Origin of the sequence: Stenotrophomonas sp. TWI700 (assembly GCF_039673645.1) — a bacterium.
In the GTDB taxonomy this organism is placed as follows: domain Bacteria; phylum Pseudomonadota; class Gammaproteobacteria; order Xanthomonadales; family Xanthomonadaceae; genus Stenotrophomonas; species Stenotrophomonas maltophilia_AA.
Window position 1 is genome coordinate 268,591 of record NZ_JBDJMB010000001.1, and the last position, 19,506, is coordinate 288,096.

Annotated in this window: 15 protein-coding genes; 9 read left to right on the plus strand and 6 right to left on the minus strand. The window is 66.9% G+C overall.

Going from position 1 to position 19,506, the window contains the following annotated elements; translation table 11 throughout:
• Nucleotides 1–91: 91 nt before the first annotated feature.
• From ABE473_RS01135 to ABE473_RS01155, 5 genes are all read right to left on the minus strand, one after another.
• On the minus strand, nucleotides 92–2,323 hold the full coding sequence (locus tag ABE473_RS01135) for a TonB-dependent receptor (protein WP_346488159.1): 2,232 nt from the start codon (nucleotides 2,321–2,323) through the stop codon (nucleotides 92–94).
• A 244-nt stretch (nucleotides 2,324–2,567) separates the two neighbouring features.
• Complete coding sequence (locus ABE473_RS01140) at nucleotides 2,568–3,566, minus strand: dipeptide epimerase (protein WP_346488160.1); 999 nt, start codon at nucleotides 3,564–3,566, stop codon at nucleotides 2,568–2,570.
• A 184-nt stretch (nucleotides 3,567–3,750) separates the two neighbouring features.
• Nucleotides 3,751–5,193 carry a serine hydrolase gene (locus ABE473_RS01145; RefSeq protein ID WP_346488161.1) on the minus strand — a complete coding sequence of 481 codons (1,443 nt, stop codon included), beginning with the start codon at nucleotides 5,191–5,193 and terminating at the stop codon, nucleotides 3,751–3,753.
• A 37-nt stretch (nucleotides 5,194–5,230) separates the two neighbouring features.
• The gene (locus ABE473_RS01150; protein ID WP_346488162.1) at nucleotides 5,231–6,850 is read right to left on the minus strand and encodes a D-aminoacylase; all 1,620 of its coding nucleotides are present in this window, start codon (nucleotides 6,848–6,850) and stop codon (nucleotides 5,231–5,233) included.
• A complete protein-coding gene (locus tag ABE473_RS01155) occupies nucleotides 6,850–7,869 on the minus strand; it encodes an alpha/beta hydrolase (protein WP_346488163.1) in 1,020 nt (339 codons plus the stop codon). The genes ABE473_RS01150 and ABE473_RS01155 overlap by 1 nt, the downstream gene beginning before the upstream one ends.
• Nucleotides 7,870–8,083: 214 nt before the next feature.
• Here ABE473_RS01155 and ABE473_RS01160 point away from each other — a divergent pair, with 214 nt between their 5' ends.
• The 3 genes from ABE473_RS01160 to ABE473_RS01170 all read left to right on the plus strand — a co-directional run bounded on the left by ABE473_RS01160 (nucleotide 8,084) and on the right by ABE473_RS01170 (nucleotide 12,232).
• On the plus strand, nucleotides 8,084–8,650 hold the full coding sequence (locus ABE473_RS01160) for a DUF2946 domain-containing protein (protein WP_346488164.1): 567 nt from the start codon (nucleotides 8,084–8,086) through the stop codon (nucleotides 8,648–8,650).
• A gap of 131 nt (nucleotides 8,651–8,781) precedes the next feature.
• The gene (locus ABE473_RS01165) at nucleotides 8,782–10,821 is read left to right on the plus strand and encodes a TonB-dependent receptor (protein WP_346488165.1); all 2,040 of its coding nucleotides are present in this window, start codon (nucleotides 8,782–8,784) and stop codon (nucleotides 10,819–10,821) included.
• 1 nt (nucleotide 10,822) lies between these two features.
• Complete coding sequence (locus ABE473_RS01170) at nucleotides 10,823–12,232, plus strand: PepSY domain-containing protein (protein ID WP_346488166.1); 1,410 nt, start codon at nucleotides 10,823–10,825, stop codon at nucleotides 12,230–12,232.
• A 23-nt stretch (nucleotides 12,233–12,255) separates the two neighbouring features.
• Here the strand turns inward: ABE473_RS01170 and ABE473_RS01175 are convergent, their stop codons facing one another.
• Nucleotides 12,256–13,239 (minus strand): helix-turn-helix domain-containing protein, encoded by a 984-nt coding sequence (locus ABE473_RS01175; RefSeq protein ID WP_346488167.1) that lies wholly within the window; start codon nucleotides 13,237–13,239, stop codon nucleotides 12,256–12,258.
• A 95-nt stretch (nucleotides 13,240–13,334) separates the two neighbouring features.
• Here ABE473_RS01175 and ABE473_RS01180 point away from each other — a divergent pair, with 95 nt between their 5' ends.
• The 6 genes from ABE473_RS01180 to ABE473_RS01205 all read left to right on the plus strand — a co-directional run bounded on the left by ABE473_RS01180 (nucleotide 13,335) and on the right by ABE473_RS01205 (nucleotide 19,498).
• Entirely contained in the window at nucleotides 13,335–14,204 is an 870-nt protein-coding gene (locus tag ABE473_RS01180) for an MBL fold metallo-hydrolase (RefSeq protein ID WP_346488168.1), read from the plus strand.
• A gap of 11 nt (nucleotides 14,205–14,215) precedes the next feature.
• A complete protein-coding gene (locus ABE473_RS01185) occupies nucleotides 14,216–14,704 on the plus strand; it encodes a cysteine hydrolase family protein (protein WP_346488169.1) in 489 nt (162 codons plus the stop codon).
• Nucleotides 14,705–14,789: 85 nt separating this feature from the next.
• Entirely contained in the window at nucleotides 14,790–16,196 is a 1,407-nt protein-coding gene (locus tag ABE473_RS01190; RefSeq protein ID WP_346488170.1) for a TolC family protein, read from the plus strand.
• The gene (locus tag ABE473_RS01195) at nucleotides 16,189–17,205 is read left to right on the plus strand and encodes an efflux RND transporter periplasmic adaptor subunit (protein ID WP_346488171.1); all 1,017 of its coding nucleotides are present in this window, start codon (nucleotides 16,189–16,191) and stop codon (nucleotides 17,203–17,205) included. Before ABE473_RS01190 ends, ABE473_RS01195 begins: the two co-directional genes overlap by 8 nt.
• Nucleotides 17,202–18,389 carry an ABC transporter permease gene (locus ABE473_RS01200; protein ID WP_346488172.1) on the plus strand — a complete coding sequence of 396 codons (1,188 nt, stop codon included), beginning with the start codon at nucleotides 17,202–17,204 and terminating at the stop codon, nucleotides 18,387–18,389. The genes ABE473_RS01195 and ABE473_RS01200 overlap by 4 nt, the downstream gene beginning before the upstream one ends.
• Entirely contained in the window at nucleotides 18,386–19,498 is a 1,113-nt protein-coding gene (locus ABE473_RS01205; protein ID WP_346488173.1) for an ABC transporter permease, read from the plus strand. The genes ABE473_RS01200 and ABE473_RS01205 overlap by 4 nt, the downstream gene beginning before the upstream one ends.
• The last annotated feature ends 8 nt before the right edge of the window (nucleotides 19,499–19,506 follow it).

The following is a 19,506-nucleotide window of genomic DNA, read 5'->3' on the forward strand; positions in this document are numbered from 1 at the left end:
CGGCGACGCGTATCGGCCCGCATAGCGCGCCTTCGTGGCGTTGTCGGCCAGCGCGGCACCGGAAGGTGCCGCGCCGCCCTGCCCCGCTCGATCAGAAGCTGTAATCGAGCGACACACCCACCGTGCGCGGCTGCATCATCACCGCATTCCAGCGCCGGTACTCCTGCGCGCCTGCCGCAGGAATCGTCCTGCCTGCCGCCACGTAGATGTCCTTGTTGGTGAGGTTGGTGATGAAGAAGCGCACGGTCGTGTTCTGGCTGCTCACTTCCGCGGTCAGGTCGACCGTGGTGTAGCTGGGCAGATCGAAGGACTGCGTCGACGCCACCGAGGCCGCGCGCTCGCCGTAATAGCGCAGCGCGCCACCGACGCTCCAGCCCCACTCGCCACTCGTCGGGAACTGGTAGTCGGCCTGCAGGCTGCCTGCCCATTCGGGCACCTGCGGCAGCTGTGCACCGGATTCGGCCTGGTTGGGGCCCCCCGGGCGGGCCGGCGGAATCGGCGCGGTCAACTTCGCATCGGTGTAGGTCAGGCTGCTGCTCAGGCGCAGGCCGTCGACCGGCATCAGTGCGCCGGTGAATTCAACGCCCTGGCTGCGCGCTTCGCCACCATTGACGCCATAGGAGATGCCCTGGGGCGTGAGCAGGTTCAGGCGGATGTCATCCCAGTCGATCCGGAACGCCGCCACTTCCACCAGCGCACGCCGATCCCAGAAGTGGGTCTTGAGGCCGGCTTCGTAATTGATCAGCGTGTCCGACTTCACCTGCGGCGGCACATCGGGGGCGGCCGGCAGGATGGGGTTCGGGCTGCCAGCGCGATAGCCGGTGGCCACGCGCACGTAGGCCATGGTGTCTTCGCCCAGGAACAGCCGCGGACTGGCGCTCCAGGTGGTCACGCTTTCCGAGGATTCGGTGATGCGCTGCACCCCGTCGCCGCCCAGCGGACCGCCGAGCGTCTGGCGGAACTCCTGGTCATTGCGCGCATGGCGCACGCCCAAGGCCAGATCGAAGCGGTCGGTGAATTTCCAGGTGGCGTTGCCGAACAGGGCCTTTTCTTTATAGGTGGTCAACACCGAGGCGGTGAACAGATCGAGCACCGGGATGAACGCCGGGCTCAATGCACTGCCACGCTCGGTGTAGGTGGCATCCTCATCGGTGTAGAACGCGCCGAGCTGCCACTCCAGGCGGCTGTCGCCCTTGGAGGTCAGGCGCAGTTCCTGGGTCCACTTCTTCAGTTCGATATCCGTGTCCAGGCCAGCATAGGCCATCACCGGACCGACGCCCGGCTTCTGGCCGAGCAGCGGGATGTACTCCACCGACTGGTCCTGAAGGCGCCACGAGTTGGATTTCATCCAGCTGCTGGCAGAGGTGAAATCGGCCCAGCCGAGATCCCAGTCCACCGTCAGGCCGTACACGTCGTACTTGATCGTGCTGGGCTGCAGGAACAGGTATTCATTGGCGTAGCCGGGCAGCTTCGGTTTGAAGGTGGCCGGGTCCAGTGCGACCGTCGCGAAATTGTCGCCCTTGTTTTCCTGGCGCATCGCGGTGAGCAGGACATCCACCGTGTCCGACGCCTTCCACAACAACGAAAGGCGGCCGGCGTTCTGGTACACATCGTTGGTGTCGCGGCGATGCAGGACGCTGTTGTCGATCCAGCCCGGGCTGGTCTGCTCGGCGTAGCTGGCGCGCAGGGCCAGCTGACCCTGCACCAGCGGCACGTTGACGGCGGCACGCTCGGAATGGCCGACCCGGCCGCCATCGTCGACAACGCGCATCGTGGCGCCGACGCGGCCCGAGAAGTCCTCGAGGTCCGGCCGCTTGGTCACGTACTTGACCACGCCGCCCAGGGCGCTGGCACCGTACAGCGTGCCCTGCGGCCCGCGCAGCACTTCCACGTTCTGCACGTCGTAAGGCAGCAGATCGAACATGCCGGAGGTCGCACCCGACAGCGAGCCGTTGGCGGTCAGCGGCACATCGTCGACATAGATCGAGGTCGAGGCGGTGTTGCCCATCGGGGTGATGCCGCGGATCGAGATCGTCGAGCGGCCCGGCGCGCCGAGGCTGGTGATCTGCAGGCCGGGGACCAGTCCGGCCAGGTCGTTCATGTTGTTGACCTGGAGGCGGTCGAGCTGCTCTTCGCTGATGACGCTGATGGACATCGGGATATCGGTCACCACTTCCACGCGTTTCTGCGCGGTCGCGGTCACGGTGCCCAGGGTATGTACCTCGTCGCGGTTGGGGTTCTCGGCGGCGACCTGTGCCAGTGCCGTGGCGCTGCAGCCCAAGGCCAGGATGCCTGCAGTGCAGGCCAGCGACAACGCGTTCATTCGGAGCGAACAGTGACTCATGTGATGAGACCTCGGTAGCGAAGCTGGACGCCCACGGCAATGGGCACGGAATGCGGCAGTCAGGGCACCCCGTCGTGCTGGGGTGGTGCCGGCCTGGCAATGACGCTCCTGGGATGAATGGCTACTTACAAGCCCATGTAGGACACAATAATCCTGTTCAGAGAACTGTCAATCCTGCGTCGCAGCATTGACATCATTTCGTGCGCCAGGCGCGCCCCGTGACTCAGCTCCGGGCGCCCCAGACCGCGTCGTCGCACCAGATCGTGCCGTCGCGATAAACGACCCCCGGGCTACGGTCCTGCTTGAGGAAGGTCGGACCGTCCAGGTCGACGAGGTCACAGAGCTGCCCGACCACGAAGCCCGGCGCGGCCCCCAGGCTGCTGCACACCATGCAACCGACCATCACGCCCAGATCCGACTCGCGCGCCGCGGCCGCGATCAACAGGGCTTCGGTCAGGCCGCCGCATTTATCGAGCTTGATGTTGAATACCTTGAAGCGGCCCTTCAGTCCTTCCACGTCCGCGAGGGTGAGCGCGCTCTCGTCCGCGGCGAGCGGGATGGGCGACACGAATCCATCGAGATCGGCTTCGCGCCCGCGCGCCAGTGGCTGTTCGATCAGCGACACATTGGCTGCAAGCATGGCCGTCACCAGGCGGTCGAGATCGCCGATCAGATAGCCCTGGTTGGCGTCCACGCCCAGCCAGACATCCGGGCGCACCGCACGGATGGCGGCGACGCGCGCGATGTCGAGGTCCAGGTCACCGGTCAATTTGACCTTGATGGAGCGCGCCTGCCGATACGCAACCGCGGCCGCCGCCATGGCTGCGGGGTCGTCGGCACCCACCGTGAATGTCGTCGGCAGCGGCCGTGGCGCAGCGAGCCCGGCCAGCGCCCAGACGGGTGTGCCGGTCTGCTTGGATTCCAGCTCCCACAGCGCGGCATCGACCGCGTTGCGTGCGCCGCCAGCGGGCAGGATCGCACGCAGCTCCTCGCGTGTCGGATGGGCTTCGATCGCATCGCGCGCCGCTTCCAGCTGGGCGCGCATGGTCTCGATGTCTTCGCCGAGGTAATAGACCCCGGTCGCCTCACCGCGGCCGACATGGGTGCCGTCATCCAGGGTGACCAGGCAGGCCAGCCGGGAGTCGAATACGTGACTGGCGATACGGAAGGGGGCTGCGAGACGCAGGGCGTCAACCGCGATACCGAGTTTCAGGCGGGCCATCAGACGTTCACCCCGTCGGCGGCACGGTCACGCGTGATCGGGGGCGTCGCCAACAGCTTGATCGAGCACATCTCGTTTCTCTGCCTGAAGGTGAGTAATTCTCACATTGAGACAGTAGTTCTCTATCGAGAGAACTGTCAATGGGCGCCGCTGTGGGCGCCCTCCTTCTTCTCTTCGCTTCCGGCTACTTCGTCGGTGCGACGGCCGGGGCGAGCGCCGCCGCGATCCGCGACAGATGCTTGTTCCAGTCGAACTTCTGCCCTTCCGGGGTCCAGCCCAGACGCACGATCACGGCATCCTGCGAGGGGATCACCGCCACGATCTGGTGGTTGTGGCCCATCGCCATGAACGCATCGGGTGGCACATCCTGCAGCACCTTGCGGCCCGCTTCCGTGGCTTCTGCGCGGTTCAACCACAGCTGCGCGCCGTAGGAGGGGCGCGGCGATGCAGGGGTCGGCGTCAGCGCGAAGTCGAGCCATTCCTGCGACAGCAGCCGCTTGCCACCGGCCTGACCGTGGTTCAGGTGCAGCAGCCCGTAGCGTGCCCAGTCGCGCGCCGTCGCATAGCCATAGGAACTGCCGACCAGCACACCGGATTCGTCCGGTTCGATCAGCGCGCTGCGCATGCCGGCGGGCTCGAACAGCCGCTGCTGCGCGAAACGGGTCATGCCTTCCAGGGTGCCGCCGGTCGCCTCGAAGACGATCCGCGACAGCAGGTTGGTCGTGCCCGACGAATAGCTCCAGAACGTCCCCGGGGCGTGCTCCAGCGGCGAAGCAGCCGCCAGTGCGCCCATGTCGCCTGCCTCGAAGAGCATCTTGATCGAGTCATTGCCGGGCTTGTAACTTTCGACGAACGCCAGCCCGCTCGACATCGTCAGCAGCTGGCGCAGCGTGATGGCGCCACGCGGATCGCCCGCACCCTTCCACTCCGGCACCGGCGCAGGCTCATCCAGCTTGAGCACGCCATCATCGACCAGCAGGCCGACCAGCGTGCCCATGAAGCTCTTGGTCGCCGACCAGCCGAGCATGCGGGTGTTCTGGTTGAAGCCGGGCGCATAGCGTTCGGCGACGATCGCGCCACCCTGCACGACCAGGATTGCGCGGGTGTCCGGATAACCATCCACGTTCTGCTCATCGAAGGCGGCCTGCACCGCTGCATCGAGTGCGGCCCGGTCGAGGTGCGTTTCAGCGGCGGCCTGCAGTGCCGGCACGGGCTGGTCCCCCTGCGGCCACGGGCGTGACGACAGCGGCGACAGCGGTTTGAGCCGGGCCGTCTGGGCCTTGAGTGCGGTGAGCGGCACGTCGCCGGTGGTCAGCGTGCAGCCGACTGCCGGACGATGCAGCGCCGTGCGGGTGGGCGTGCCAGGCGCGGAGGCGGTGACGGTACCCGCCCTGCGGTCCACCGACAGCGTCACCGTCTTGGTGAAGGGCGCCAACGCGTGGATGTCATCACGCAGTACGTCGGCCTCGGCGCGGTTGGCCACGAAAATGCCCGCGCAGGCGATCTGCGCCGAGACAGCCGTGCCCAGGTCATCCGCGCTGGCGATCGGGGGCGCGGCAGCAAATGCTGGCGCAGACGTGGCGAGCGCCAGGGCGAGAAGGCTCCCACCGGTGGAATGTCGGATCATGAGGTGTGTCCTGTGTATGTTGGTGCGCGCACGTCTTTCAGCGCGTGCGGCATTGATGGCGCAGCGCCGAGCCGGCCCTGGCGCCGGTGTGCTTGCCGCCCTCGAAGCTGACCACGCCGTTGACGATCACGGTCTCGATGCCGGTCGGCGCGCCAGCAGGTGCATCCCAGCTCGCTACATCATCCAGTGTGTCCAGATCGAACAGCACGATGTCCGCGCGCATGCCCTCGCGGATCAACCCGCGATCGCTCAGTCCCATCCGCTGCGCCGGCCAGCTGGTCATCTTGCGCACCGCATCCTCCAACGTCAGCACGTGCTGTCGCTTCACATACTCGGCGAGGATGCGCGGGAAGGTGCCATAGGCCCGCGGGTGCGGCAGGCCGATGGCGCCGTCGCTGCCGTAGTTCACCGCCGCCGCGGCATCACTACCGATGCTGACCCACGGTTGGCGCAGCGCGAGCTGCACGTCCTGTTCGCTGATCATGAAGTACAGTGCAACCGCGCGATTGGGCAACCCTTCGAGCGCGATGTCCCAGGCCGCGTCCGCGGGATCGAGATTCAGTTCCTTGCCGATCTCGGCCAGCGTCCTGCCGTGGAACCGCCGATATTTGTCGCTGAAGCTGTTGGCCAGACGCACATTCTCGAAGCCGCCCGAGGCATGCACCAGGTTCGACCAGCCGGGCATCGACCCCGCCGCGACCTCTTTCTTCATCCGCTCGCGCACCTTGGGGTCACGCACGCGTTCAATGCCTTTCTCGAGACCGTCGGCCCAGACCCAGCTGGGCGCGATGATTTCCAGGCCGGTGCCACCGGCGGTGTAGGGATACAGATCGGCGGCGACATCGACGCCACGGTCGCGTGCGGCATTGATCGTCGCCAGCGCCTGCGGCATCAGCTTGCCCCACTCCGGCGCGTAGGCCGCCTTGAGGTGGAAGATCTCCACCTTGACCCCGCCCTTCTCGCCGATCTCGATGGCTTCCTCGATCGCCTTGACCACGCCCTCGCTCTCGTCACGCATATGCGTTGCATAGAAGCCATCGCATTGGGCGGCGACCTTGGCCAGCGAGATCAGGTCCGAGGTGCTCTGGAAGCTGCTGGGCGCATAGATCAGCGCACTGGAGATGCCGAACGCGCCGGCCTCCATCGCGATCTTGACCTGCTCGCCCATGGCATCGAGCTGCTTGCGCGTGGGCGCGCCCGCGGCATCACCCATCACATGCACGCGGGCCTGGGTCGAGGAGTAGTAGGTGCCGAAGTTGACGGCAATACCCTGCGTTTCCAGCTGCTTGAAGTAGCCGGGCATCCCGGATGCAGGGACCGGCGGGCCACCCTCGCCGCCGATCAGCGTGGTCACGCCCATGCGCAGTTTGTTTTCCGCGGCGCCGTCCTTGAGCAGCGCCGCACCGGACTGGTCCATCATGTCGATGAAGCCGGGCGATACATAGCGCCCGGTGGCGTCGATCTCGCGGGTGCCGTGTCCGGGAACCTGGCCGACCTGGACCACCCGGCCGTCCTTGATCGCCACGTCGGCGCGGACCCACGGATTGCCGGCGCCGTCGAGCACGCGGCCACCACGGATCACCAGGTCATGGTCGGCGGCCGCCACGTGGGTGGCCAGCAGCATGGACAGGCCCGCCCAGAGCAGGGTGCGCTTCATCATTTCATCTCCTTGTCGGTACGCCCGTCAGCGCGAACGTCATCCACCACCTCGCGGACCGCAGCGACCACGCGATCCGGCTGGTCGATCTGGATGTAGTGGCCCGAGTCGCTCACGATCTGTTGCTGCCCGCGGCTGGACAGGGCGGCCTGCTCGGCATGCAGCGTGCGCCATTCCTGCTTGAACCGGGCGCCCTCCTCTGCCGACAGACCCATCGTCTCCAGCTCATCGGGCTTGAACGGTTTCAACGCGGTCAACACGATCACCGGGCGGTCGCCAAACGACGTGACCGCGCGGGCATCGTCCATGGTGCTGTCGAAGCCGTCGAGTTCGGCGGTCGCGCCGGTGACCGAGGCGCTGGAGAAGGCGGTGATCTCCGCGGCCTCATCCTTGGGTCGCGGGCCATGATCGGCGCGCGAGAACAGAAAGCGCACCAGGCCGGTCCGCGACAGCGCCGTCGCGGTGTGCATCAACAGCGACACCTTCTTCGGATGGACATCGATGCTCACCACGCTGCCGAGCCGGGCGATCTGGTCGGGGTGCGAGGGGTCGACCATCACCAGGCCGGCCACCTGCCCGCCGTAACGCCCGACATAGGTCCGGATGTACGGCCCGCCGATGGAGTGACCGACCAGCACCAGGGGATCGGTGATGCCGGCGCCTTTCAACAGGGCATGCAGGTCATCGGCCACGGCCGACGCACGCTGCGGGGTGTCCTTGGCGTCGCTGCGCATGATGCCGGCGCGATCGTAGGCGCAGGCACGGGTGAAGCCGGCGATCCGGTCGTGTACGCGCGTCCAATCCATCGTCCCGCCCGTGCCCAGCCCGGATTCGAAGATCACGGTCGGCGAGCCGCTGCCGCGGCACTCGATATGCATCTGGCGCCCGCCGATATCGACCATCTGCCCACGCAGCGGATGGTCGGTCGCCGCGCTGCGGCGCGCGAGCGCCTCGTACACCACCCCGATCAGGGTGAGAAGGATCACGAGCGCGAGCAGACCCAGCAGGATCCACTTCACCCATCGCCAAAACCGCCGCCAACCCTTTACTGCTGTCATGTCGTGCTCTCTTGAATGGCGTACTGAAGCCTGCGTTGGGACGCAAGCGGTTGAGAATCCTGTGACCTGCCTGCCCTGCCAACGCAAACGACCGGGGAGGGATTCAGGCCCATATAGGATATAAGCGTCCTATTTGGAGAATTGTCAATGTGCAGTGCGGGCACGGGGCCGGTCCATGAGCCGCTCCAGAGTTCACGCCGCCCAGCGCCAGACTGCGACAAACCGTCGCAATCGAGCAAAAAAGGTGCATTTTCGCCGGGAATCCCGACAACCATGCCTTACCATCGGGCCGGTGCATGCGTCCCTCCTCCACCGCTGGCTTCATGCCTGGGCCTTCCTGGCGATTGCGCTGGTGATCGTCGCGCCCATGGTCAGCCGGGCATTGGCGCCGGTGACCGCGCCCGTCATTGAAGCCTCGCCTGCACCCCATCCCCATGCGGCGCATCACGCCATGACGGATGCCGACGCGCACGCGGGCCATCACGCGCATCACGATAAGGATCAGGGCGAGGCCCGCCCCGCTGCCGAAGCGCCTGCCGATCCGCACGCCAACCATGACATGGGCGTGGAGTGCGAGTATTGCCTGATCGCGGCCCGTCTCATCAGCCTGCTCGTGGCGCTGCTCCTGCTGCTGACGCAGTGGCCGGCCGTGTTTCGATCGCTGTCAGGTCTGGTCGAGCGTCGTCGCGCTCCCGCTCAAGGCACCCTCGGCGCCCGCGGCCCACCTGTTCTGGTCTGCTGATCCGGCAAGTATCCGGTGCAGTCTTGCTGCGCCCTGCCCGCTCGTGCCCAACGCTCTGCGCCATCCGGCCCGTCGGCCGGACCTTGTCCCTGCCCCGGTCACGCTGACCGCGGCATCGAATGCTGTGGACCATGACAACTTCTTTTTCGTATCGACCTTTGGCCAAGGCCATCACGGCCGTGCTTGCCGCTGCCCTTCTTCTTCCCGCCACCGTCGCTGCCCAGAACGGTACCGTGCTGACCCTGGGCACCGTGCAGGCGCGTTCGGCCGCCGAGCGCGAGCTGTCGGCCCGCTCGGTATTCACCTCGGTGGATCTCATCGGCGGCGATGTCCTTCAACCGCAGAAGGTCGACCATAGCTGGGAGCTGCTGATGAATGCCCCGGGCGTGCAGGTCACCCAGTTCAAGATGGGCACCGACGCCGGCCGCTTTTCCTTCCGGGGTTTCAACGGCGAGGGCCGCATCAACGCGGTCAAGCTGCTGATCGACGGTATTCCGAGCAATGACAATTCGGGCGGCATGCCCTACCTGGATGCGGTGTTTCCGCTGGACATCGCCGCGCTCGAGATCGTGCGCGGCACCAACGATGCCCGCTACGGGCTGCATGCGATTGCCGGTGACGTGAATGTGTTGACCCGCCAGGGCGGCAATGACGGCCAGCTGAGCATCACCGCCGGCAGCTTTGGCACGCAGGATGTGCAGTTGGCCAAAGGGTTCGAGCGCGGCCCCTGGTCACAGAACTATTTCGTCGGCTGGCGCACGTCCGACGGCGAGCGCGACCATGCCAATGGCACGCAGCGCAGCTTCGCCGGCAAGTGGTTCTACACCGACCCTGAGGGCCGGTGGCGCGCAGGGCTGACCAGCCGCTACTACAAGAATGCCGCACTGGAAGCCGGCTACCTCAGCTATCCGGAGGTGCAGGCCAATCCGACGCAATCGCCGGCCTACGCACGCGATGACCGCAGTGAGCGCGAGACGGTTCAGACCGCCGTGCACATCGATGGCGCACTGGGCAGCGACTGGAGCTGGAACGCCAAGGCCTACCAGAACGACTATCGCAACCAGCGCTGGGTGACGTTCACCGCGGGAGGCGCTCAACAGGAACGTTTCAACGATGAGACCCATCGCGGCCTGCTCTTGAACACCACCTGGCGCCCGGACTCGCGGCTGGCCGAGTTCGTCCTCGATGCCGGCGTGGATGGGCAGTGGCAGGACAACACGGCCCGCCGCTACAGGACCGTCGCGCGCGAGCGCCAGGCGACCCTGCGCGATTGGGACTACACCCTCGATACCCGGGGTGCCTACGTGCAGGCGGTGATCCGGCCGATGGACGCGCTGAAGATCGTGCCCGCCTACCGGGTCGATCGCATGTATGGCGACTTCCACAATGGGGCGACCGGCCTGCGCGCACCGGTGTACGACTATGGCCTGATCAAACAACCCAAGCTGAGTGTGTCCTACGATCTCAGCCCGACCACGGTTGCGTACGCCAACTGGGGGCGAACGTTCCAGATCGGCAGCGGCAATGGCGCGTATCGAACGCAGCTGAACGATCTTGCTCCGTCCCTCAACGAAGGCTGGGAGGCCGGGATGAAATGGGCGCCCGTGCAGGGGCTGCAGACCCGCATCGCGTACTGGGAGCAGCGGGCCAGCGATGAGGTCGCCACCGTCCTGGGCGTCAATGCCGTGGTCGGGGCCAATGAGGTCGGCAACGTGGGCCAGACGCTGCGCCGCGGTTGGGACGCCCAGCTGACGTGGCAGGCCAGCGCACAGTGGCGCGCCTGGGCCGCGTACTCGCGGCAGAAGGCGGTGATCGAGGTGCCCGACCCCAGTGCGCCGCAGACCCGCGGGCGGCAGATCGAGAACGTGCCGAACTGGCTGGCCAGCGCAGGTGTGGACTACGCCCCGACGGCCGACTGGGCCTTCAGCGCCTGGGGCAATGGCCAGGGCGACTACTTCGTGGAAAGGACCAACACGCTGGGACGCTACGGCGGCTATGCACTGTTGAACCTGAGCGCCACGTATCGGCTGGACGCGCGCAACAGCCTGGCCCTGCAGTTGAAAAATGCGACAGATCGTTTCTACGTGTATGCCTGGTACGACAGCGGTTCCTCGGGTTACTCACCGGGTGACGGGCGGGCACTGTACCTGAGCTGGACCCGGGAGCTCTGACATGCCAACCCCTGCTACCCCGCGTGCATCGGATCGCTGGCGTTTCTACCGCGCGGTGTGGCGGTGGCACTTCTATGCCGGCCTGTTCGTGCTGCCCTTCATCGCCTGGCTGGCGCTGACCGGCGCGGTATACGTCTACCAGAAGCCGATCGATCGCTGGATCCATCACGATCTGAAGGTAGTGCAGAACGCAGCGGTGCCACCCTCGCCTGCCAGCGCCCAGCTGGCGGCCGTCAACGCCGTCAGTCACGGGGAGATCTTCCGTTACACCACTCCGGAGTACGCCGACGGCAGCATCGAGATCGGCGTACAGGAGGCCGACGGTCGACGGCAGGTCTACTACGTCGACCCGGGCACCGCGCAGGTGCTCGGGCACCTGCCGGACAAGGGAACGTTCTCGGGCGTGGTGCGGCAGCTGCACAGCCTCGATCTGCTCGGTGATTACGCCAGTGCACTGATCGAGATCGCCGCCGGCTGGGCCATCCTGCTGGTGGCGACCGGCGTGTACCTGTGGTGGCCGCGCGGACAGACCGGTGGGATCACCACTGTTCGCGGGCAGCCGCGACAGCGGCTGTTCTGGCGCGACCTGCACGCGGTGACCGGCGTCTGGGTGGGCGGTGTGCTCGTGTTCCTGGCCGTCACCGGCATGCCGTGGTCGGTGGTCTGGGGCCATCAGGTCAATGCCTGGGCGAACGGTCACGACTATGGTTACCCGACGGGAGTACGGGTGGACGTGCCGATGTCCGCGCATCGGCTTGCCGACACCACCACGCCAGCGTGGTCGATGGAGCAGGCACAACTGCCGGTCTCAGCGGTGCCGCATGTCCAGCACGCCGCTGCCGATGACGGGCATGCCGCACATGGTGGCGGCCCACTCGGCGACCTGTCGACACAGCCCGGCGCGCTCGGCATCGACGCGGCCATGCGCCGGTTCAACGCGCTGGGCCTTGCGCCGGGCTACAGCATCGCGCTGCCGCGTGGGCCCATGGGGGTCTACACCGCCTCGGTCTATCCGGAGGATCTTTCGCGCCAGCGGGTGGTGCATCTGGACCAGTACAGCGGCCGGGTTCTGCTGGACATGGGCTACGCCGATTACGGTGCACTTGGGCGTGGACTGGAATGGGGCATCAATGTCCATCTCGGCAACGAGTACGGCACGGTCAACCGTGTGGTGCTGATCGTCGCGTGCGCAGCGATCCTCCTGCTCTGCCTCAGCGGTGCGGTGATGTGGTGGAAGCGGCGGCCCATCGGTGGGATCGGCGTGCCGCCACTGCCGAAGCACGGGCGAAGCGTGGCGGGTGTCTTCGTGCTGCTGTGCATCGGTGGCGTGGTGTTCCCGCTGGTGGGCCTGTCGCTGTTGGTCGTGGGTGTTCTGGATTACCTCGCCACCCGTGGCTGGCGCGCGACATGAATCAACCGTTGCCAGCGCCTGCCTTACTCGGTGAGCGTGAATGCCCGCCGCCACTCGCGCGGGCTCACCTGGAACGCCCGGTTGAAGCTCTGGCGGAACGATACCGCCGAGCGGAAGCCGGATTGCTCCGCTACCTGATCGATCGATAGCGAGGTGGATTCAAGCAGGTCCTTGGCCCTGCGGAGGCGTTCGGCATCCAGCCAGCCGCCGACCGTCATGCCGGTCGCTTTGTGGAAGCGCCGGGTAAACGTCCGCCGGCTCATGGCCACCTTTTCGGCGAGTTCATCCAATGACTGATCCCGCTGCAGGTCTTCGCGCATGTAGTCGAGCAACCGGCTCAACAGTGCATCCTGCGGCGATGCCGGCATCGGCTGGTCGATGTATTGGGACTGGCCGCCCTCGCGATGGGGAGGCAGCACCATGATGCGGGCGATTCTGTTGGCGTGGCGCGCGCCACAGAGTTTGCGAACCAGATACATGCAGCAGTCCAATGCCGCACCGGTGCCGGCCGACGTCACAATTCGGTCTTCATCGACGTACAGGGCATTCATGTCCAGGCTGACTTCTGGGAAACGCCCGTGGAAATCGGCCTCGGCCAGCCAGTGCGTTGCGGCCACGTGCCCGTCCAGCAATCCTGCATAGGCCAGCGCATAGGCGCCATAGCAGAGACCGACGACATGCGCACCCCGGCGATGTGCTGCGATCAGCCGGTCGGTCAGGCCCGCGCTCGGGGCGAGGTGCAGATCCGCCCACCCCGGGACGATCACTACATCTGCCTGGTCAAGCAGTTCCAGCCCCCCGTGGGGCGTTACACCTACCTGCCCGCCCGATAAAATGACGTCCGTGCGTTCTGCGGCGATGCGCAGGTGGAACAAGGTCTGACCCTCCGGCTGGATGTCGAAGATCATCAGCGGCACGGACAGATGGAACGCGCTGACGCCCTCGGGCGCCAGCACAACGACCTGCAGCGGCGTGACCGCAGGGGGGTATGAACGGTCGCTAGCCATGGCCCGATTCCATCGATGTTGGTCTCTCAGGCCAGTATTCATAGGTTCGCGCGCGCGTCAATCTGGGTGCCATTAGCTCACCCTCAGAGAAACGCATGAAACTCCTGTCCCTCGCACTTGCCACGGTGTTGGCCCTGGGTATCCAGGCCAGCTCACACGCCGCAGGCCCGGCATCCACGACCACCTCGATCCAGCAGATCCGCAATGCCACGGCCAAGATCACCTACGGCGATACCGTGCTGCTGGTGGACCCGATGCTGGCCGCCAAGGGTGCCTATCCAGGCTTCCCGGACACGTATCGCAGCGAGCTGCGCAACCCCACCGTCGAACTCCCCTTCGATGTGGGCCAGGTGCTCAAGGACGTGGATGCCGTCCTGCTGACCCACACCCACCTCGACCACTGGGACCCCGCCGCTGAGACGCTGATCCCGAGGCAGATGCCGATGTTCGTCCAGCATGAAGCGGACGCGGCCCTGCTTCGCGGCAAGGGGTTCGCTGACGTCCGCATCCTGCCCGCGCACGTCACTTTCGACGGCGTGACGATTTCGCGCGTCACCGCACAGCACGGTTCGGCGGCCATGTTCCAGGTGGAGCCGATGGCGACGATGCTCGGCAGTGTGACCGGCTTCGTGTTCCAGAAGACCGGTGAGGCCACCATCTACCTTGCTAGCGACACCGTGTGGACCGGCGACGTACGGGACGCGATCAAGCGGTATGCCCCCGATGTCATCGTGCTCAACACGGGCGATGCACGGGTCAAGGGCTTCGATACCGGCATCATCATGGGGGTGGAGGACACCTCGCGTGTCCATGCGTTGGCGCCGACGGCGAAGATCGTCGCCGTCCACATGGATGCGGTGAATCACATGGCCGTCTCCCGTGCGGACCTGCGCCGCTACGTCCGTGAGAAAGCACTCCAGGACAGCGTGCTGATTCCTGAAGATGGCGAAACCCTGAACTTCTGAAGGAGCACAACATGAAAACTGCACTGATCGTGGTCGACATCCAGAACGACTACTTCGCAGGCGGCCGCTTCCCGCTGGAAAACAGCGAACAGGCCTTGGCTGCAGCGTTGGACGTGATCGCGCAGGCCAGGCAGGCCGGTGAGCTGGTCGTGGGCATCCAGCACATCGCACCGAGCGATGGTTCGTTCATGGCCGCAGGAACCCAGGGCGCGGAACTGCATCCGGCCATTGCCGAGGCGCTGGAGGGCTGTCCAGTGATCGAGAAGCATCAGGCCGACAGCTTCCTCGGCACTGCGCTGGGCGAAACACTCGCCGCCCGGAACGTCTCGGCCATTCGACTGGTCGGGATGATGACCCAGCACTGCATCACGCATACGGCACTGTCGCCGGAAGCGGCGGGCGTTGACGTCACGATCATTGGTGCGGGCTGCGCTGCGCCGACCGCGATGATCAGTGGCATCGCGCTCTCCGGATTGGCCGGGCGCTGCAAGGTGGTGTGACCCGCAGGAGGTGCCCGCGTGAAGACTCGTGCTTCACGCGGCGCACACTACCCTCTTGCCGTCACACCCCATGGAGCTGCCCCTCGTGAGCCGGCATTGGCCGCCAACGCGCGCGTTAAAAGGAGTTACCTGTTTTTCCCTGCTTCTGTTGAGTGGCGCTGCCATCGCCCAGCCCGCACCGGACGGCGCCGCGGTCCCCGCCCTGGACTGGCAGCAATCCCAGCAACGCCTGGAACAGGTGTCCGATGCCCTCGCCGCTGCGGATGCCTCGGTGCGCAACAAGCAGGACCTCCAGGACGCCACCCGCCTGCTGCGGCTGCCGGAGATCACCGGGGAAGTGCGTCGCCTGCAGTTCCAGAAGACCCTGACCCTGCCCCTCGGCTCGCTGGCCCCCGTCGCTGAGGCCTTCGGTATCGACTCGCCCCTGCAGTTCACCGAGCGCGATTGGCGGACCCGTCCGGTGGTGACCGCGGTGCTGCCGCTGTACACGGGCGGCCTGATCCCGGCCGCGCAGCAGGCTGCGGGCGGCGCCACCGACCAGGCCAGCGCCGAGCGCGAATCGCAACGGCAATCCTTGAGCGTGCAGTTGGCCCAGGCCTATTTCGGCCAGCGCCTGGCGGAACAGGCGGTCGACGTGCGCCGTGACGTGCGCGACGGCCTGCAGCGTCACCTCGACGATGCGCTGAAACTGGAGCGCGAAGGCTTTGCCACCCGCGCCCAGCGCCTGCAGGCCAACGTGGCCCGCGACAAGGCCGAGCGCGAGTACCAGAAATCGCTCAATGATCTCCAGACCCTGAAGGCGGCGCTGGCCACCCTGCTCCGCAGTGGTGGCGAAGTCCGGCCGCTGTCGCCCCTGTTCGTGCACCGGGCGCCGATCGGAGCGCTGCCCACGTTCGAACGCGATGCGCAGGCCCGGCAGCCACAGATCGCGCGGCTGCGCGCCCTGGTTGCGCAGGCCGAGCAAGGCGTGCGGGTGCAGCAGGCCAAGCTCAAGCCCACCGTCTTCCTGTTCGGCCAGTACGATTTCCGTCGTCGCGATGAAATGCTGACGGATCCGGACTGGGCGTTCGGCATCGGCCTCAAGTACACCTTCCTCTCGCCCAGTTCGCGTCCCGCGCAGATCAGCGCCGCCCGCGCGCAGCAGGAACAGGCCGAAGCAGGCCTGCGCGAGGCAGAGAACCAGGTGACGCTGGGCGTGCGCAAGGCCTGGTACGAACTGGATACCGCCCGGCAGCAGTACCTGCTGCTGGACAGCAGCATCGAACAGAACCGTGAGAACCTGCGCCTGCAGGAGCTGGCGTTCCGCGAAGGCCAGGCGACCTCGCTGGACGTGATCGATGCACGCCTGAGGCTGGGCGGCGCGCAGGTCGAACGCGCGCAGGCGGCCTATCAGTATGACGTGGCATTGGCACAGCTGCTGGAGATCAGTGGACAGATGGATCGATATGAAGAATTCCGCCGCCGCGGCGACGAGGTGATCGCGCATGAATGACACATTGCAGGCACCGGCCGACGCGCCGCCGCCGAAGAAGCGCAAGATCGGCATCCTCATCGTGCTGGTGCTGGCGATCGTGGTGGTGGTCGGCCTGTGGCTGGCCTGGCGTACCCCGGCCGAACAGTTGCAGGGCATGGCCGACGCCGACACTGTCAACGTCGCCGCCAAGATCACCGCGCGGCTGGCCGAGCTGAAGGTGCGCGAGGGCGACCGGGTCAAGGCCGGCCAGGTGCTGTTCGTGCTGGACAGCCCGGAAGTCGCCGCCAAGGAAGAACAGGCGCATGGCGCGCTGGACGCGGCGCGCGCAGTGGCCGACAAGGCCGACGAAGGCGCCCGCAGCGAGGACATCCGCGCCGCGCAGGCCAACTGGAAACGCGCCGAGGCCGGTGCCACCCTCGCCGACGCCACCTATCAGCGGGTACAGAACCTGTTCAACGAAGGGGTGATGACGCGGCAGAAACGTGACGAAGCCCTGGCCCAGGCGCGCAGTTCGCGCGAGCTGTCCAATGCGGCGCGTGCGCAGTACGACCAGGCGCTGGCGGGTGCCCGCGACCAGGACAAGCGCGCCGCGCAGGGCCAGGTGCGCCAGGCACAAGGCGCGGTGGCCGAAGTCAACGCCGCCCGCGACGAGGTCAACGGCCGCGCACCGGTGGCGGGCGAGATCAACAAACGCATGTCCGACATCGGTGAGCTGGTGCCGGCCGGCTACCCGGTGTTCACCCTGGTCGACATCGATCACATGTGGGTCTCGGTGAATCTGCGTGAGTCGCAGATGCGCGGCCTGAAGGTGGGCAGCCGGCTGCGCGGCAGCGTGCCCGCGCTGGATCGCGATGCCGAGTTCGAGGTGTATTTCATCAATCCGGCCGGCGACTACGCCACCTGGCGCGCCACCCGACAATCCTCCGGCTATGACGTGCGCAGCTTCGAGATCCGGCTGCGCCCGGTCGCCCGTATCGAAGGCTTCCGACCGGGGATGAGCGTGCTGTTCGCGTGGCCGCAGGGATGAACCGTCCGGTGTGGGCGGGCATGACCGCCTCGCTGCAGCGGGAACTGCACCACCTGCGACGGGACCGCGCCGATCTGCTGCTGGTCACCCTGCTCCCGGCGCTGATGCTGGGCGTGATGGCTTGGCTGTTCGCCGCCTCGGTGATGCGTGATATTCCGATCGCGGTGGTCGACCTCGATCGCAGTGCCGAGAGCCGCCAGCTGACGCGGATGCTCGATGCCAGCCCCGGCGTGCGCGTGGCCAGCCAGCCGTCCAGCCTGGCCGATGCGCAATCACAGATACGCCGGCTGGAGGTATTCGCAGTGGTCCTGGTACCGCGCGATGCGACACGCAATGCGCTGCGCGGCCGCCAGGGCACGGTGTTTGCGTACTACAACGCCACCTACCTCACCACCGGTCAGTCGGCCGTGCGCGATATCGTTGAAGCGGTCAGCGCCTGGAATGCGCGGCTGCTGGGCGAGCGCATCGCCAAACAGGTGGGTCCGGCCACGCTGCGCGCGCCGCCGATCGCGGTGCAATCGGACATCCTGCACAACCCGGCACGCAGCTACGAGCTGTTCCTGCTGCCGTTGCTGTTCCCTGCGGTCCTCTCGCTGGGGCTCGCGCTTGCCGTGGCGGCCAGCCTCGGCCGTGAAGTCCGTGATGGTCACCTGCGCAACTGGCTGGGCGCCGCGCCGTGGGCGGCCATCGCCGGCAAGATCGCGCCGTATGTCGCGCTGTTCTCGCTCTACGGTGCGCTGGGCGTGCTCTACCTGGCCCTGCTCCGCGGCGACGGCATCGCCGGCAGTGCGCTGCTGCTGATGCTGGCCCAGCCGCTGTTCTATCTGGCCTGTGCGGCGGTGGCGCTGCTGTTTGTCGGGCTCACCCGCGACATGGGCACGTCCCTCTCCGCGATCGGCCTGAGCATCGGCACGGCCTTGGCATTCTCGGGCGCCACCTTCCCGGTGGTGGACGCGCCGTTGTTCACCCGGATCTGGAACGTGCTGCTGCCGCTCACCGCTTACGTGAAGGTGCAGACCCAGCAACAATTCGTCGGCGCGCCCTGGAGCGTCTCGCTGTGGCCGTTGGGCACCTTGCTGTTGATGGTGATCGTGGCCGGCGGCATCGGTGGCTGGCGCTTGATCGCCGCCGCCCGCAGCCCCGATCCGCTACCCCCGGCTGCGCAGAACGAGGCCGGCGCATGAAACGTTTCACCACCAGCCTGCGCTTGACCCTGCGCACGGTACTCACCGACCGCTATGCGGTGGTGCTGATGGTGGGCGCGGTGGTGCTCTACTCGTTCTTCTACCCCGCCGCCTACCGCCACCAGGTGGCCAGCAATCTGCCCATCGTGGTGGTCGACCATGACCAGAGCGCCACCAACCGGGAACTGCTGCGCCGGGTCGATGCCCTGCGCACGGTCCGCATCGTCGACCAGCCGGCCAGCGTCGACCAGGCGCGCGAAGAGATGGAGGCCGGCCGGGCCGAGGGCATCCTGCTGATCCCGGCCAACCTCGAGCGCGACATCCTGCGCGGCGGCCATGGCTACCTGCTGCTGATGGGCAACGGGGCATACCTGGGCCGCGCCAGTTGGGTGCTGGGCGGCGTGGCCGATGCCCTGACCGCCTTCGCCCGCGAGGCGGCGGTGTCCCAGGCGGCGTTCATGGGCGCGCCACAGGCCCCGCCGATCACCCTGGTGCAGCGCCCGCTGTTCAACACCCAGGAGGGCTACGGCAGTGCCATCGTGCCCGGCGTGGCCGAGCTGATCGTGCATCAGACCCTGCTCATGGGCATCGGCGTGCTGCTTGGCGCCCGTCGGCTGGCGCTGGGCCGCCGCCTGCGCTTCGACCTGCCGACGCTGGCCGGCATGGCGGTGGGCTTCGGCACGATCGGCCTGCTCGGGCTGCTCTACTACGCGGGATTCACCGCCTGGGTGCAGGACTATCCGCGCGGCGGCAATCCCATCGGCCAGTTGCTGGGCGGCACGTTGTTCATCGCCGCCACCGTGGCGTTCGGGCTGTTCGTCGGCAGCTTCTTCGCCACCCGCGAGCGTGCGTTCCAGGTGGTCATCGCCTGCTCGATCCCGCTGTTCTTCCTGGCCAACCTGTCCTGGCCGGCGGTCACCTCGCCGCCTGCGCTGGTGGCACTGGCCCACCTGCTGCCCACCACGCCCGGCATCAACCTGATGGTCCGCCTGAACCAGATGGACGCGAGCCTGGGCGAAGTCAGTCACGAACTGTGGACGCTGATGGCGCTGCTGGTCCTGTATGGCGGCCTGGCGGTGTGGCGCCTCGGCGCACGCCGGTCAAACTGATGGGAGCC

Bases quoted from the DNA above. Each gene is read 5' to 3' on its own strand.
- ABE473_RS01135 (WP_346488159.1), bottom strand. From the start codon at position 2,323: ATGAACGCGTTGTCGCTGGCCTGCACTGCAGGCATCCTGGCCTTGGGC.
- ABE473_RS01140 (WP_346488160.1), bottom strand. From the start codon at position 3,566: ATGGCCCGCCTGAAACTCGGTATCGCGGTTGACGCCCTGCGTCTCGCA.
- ABE473_RS01145 (WP_346488161.1), bottom strand. From the start codon at position 5,193: ATGATCCGACATTCCACCGGTGGGAGCCTTCTCGCCCTGGCGCTCGCC.
- ABE473_RS01150 (WP_346488162.1), bottom strand. From the start codon at position 6,850: ATGAAGCGCACCCTGCTCTGGGCGGGCCTGTCCATGCTGCTGGCCACC.
- ABE473_RS01160 (WP_346488164.1), top strand. From the start codon at position 8,084: ATGAGCCGCTCCAGAGTTCACGCCGCCCAGCGCCAGACTGCGACAAAC.
- ABE473_RS01165 (WP_346488165.1), top strand. From the start codon at position 8,782: ATGACAACTTCTTTTTCGTATCGACCTTTGGCCAAGGCCATCACGGCC.
- ABE473_RS01170 (WP_346488166.1), top strand. From the start codon at position 10,823: ATGCCAACCCCTGCTACCCCGCGTGCATCGGATCGCTGGCGTTTCTAC.
- ABE473_RS01175 (WP_346488167.1), bottom strand. From the start codon at position 13,239: ATGGCTAGCGACCGTTCATACCCCCCTGCGGTCACGCCGCTGCAGGTC.
- ABE473_RS01180 (WP_346488168.1), top strand. From the start codon at position 13,335: ATGAAACTCCTGTCCCTCGCACTTGCCACGGTGTTGGCCCTGGGTATC.
- ABE473_RS01185 (WP_346488169.1), top strand. From the start codon at position 14,216: ATGAAAACTGCACTGATCGTGGTCGACATCCAGAACGACTACTTCGCA.
- ABE473_RS01195 (WP_346488171.1), top strand. From the start codon at position 16,189: ATGAATGACACATTGCAGGCACCGGCCGACGCGCCGCCGCCGAAGAAG.
- ABE473_RS01200 (WP_346488172.1), top strand. From the start codon at position 17,202: ATGAACCGTCCGGTGTGGGCGGGCATGACCGCCTCGCTGCAGCGGGAA.
- ABE473_RS01205 (WP_346488173.1), top strand. From the start codon at position 18,386: ATGAAACGTTTCACCACCAGCCTGCGCTTGACCCTGCGCACGGTACTC.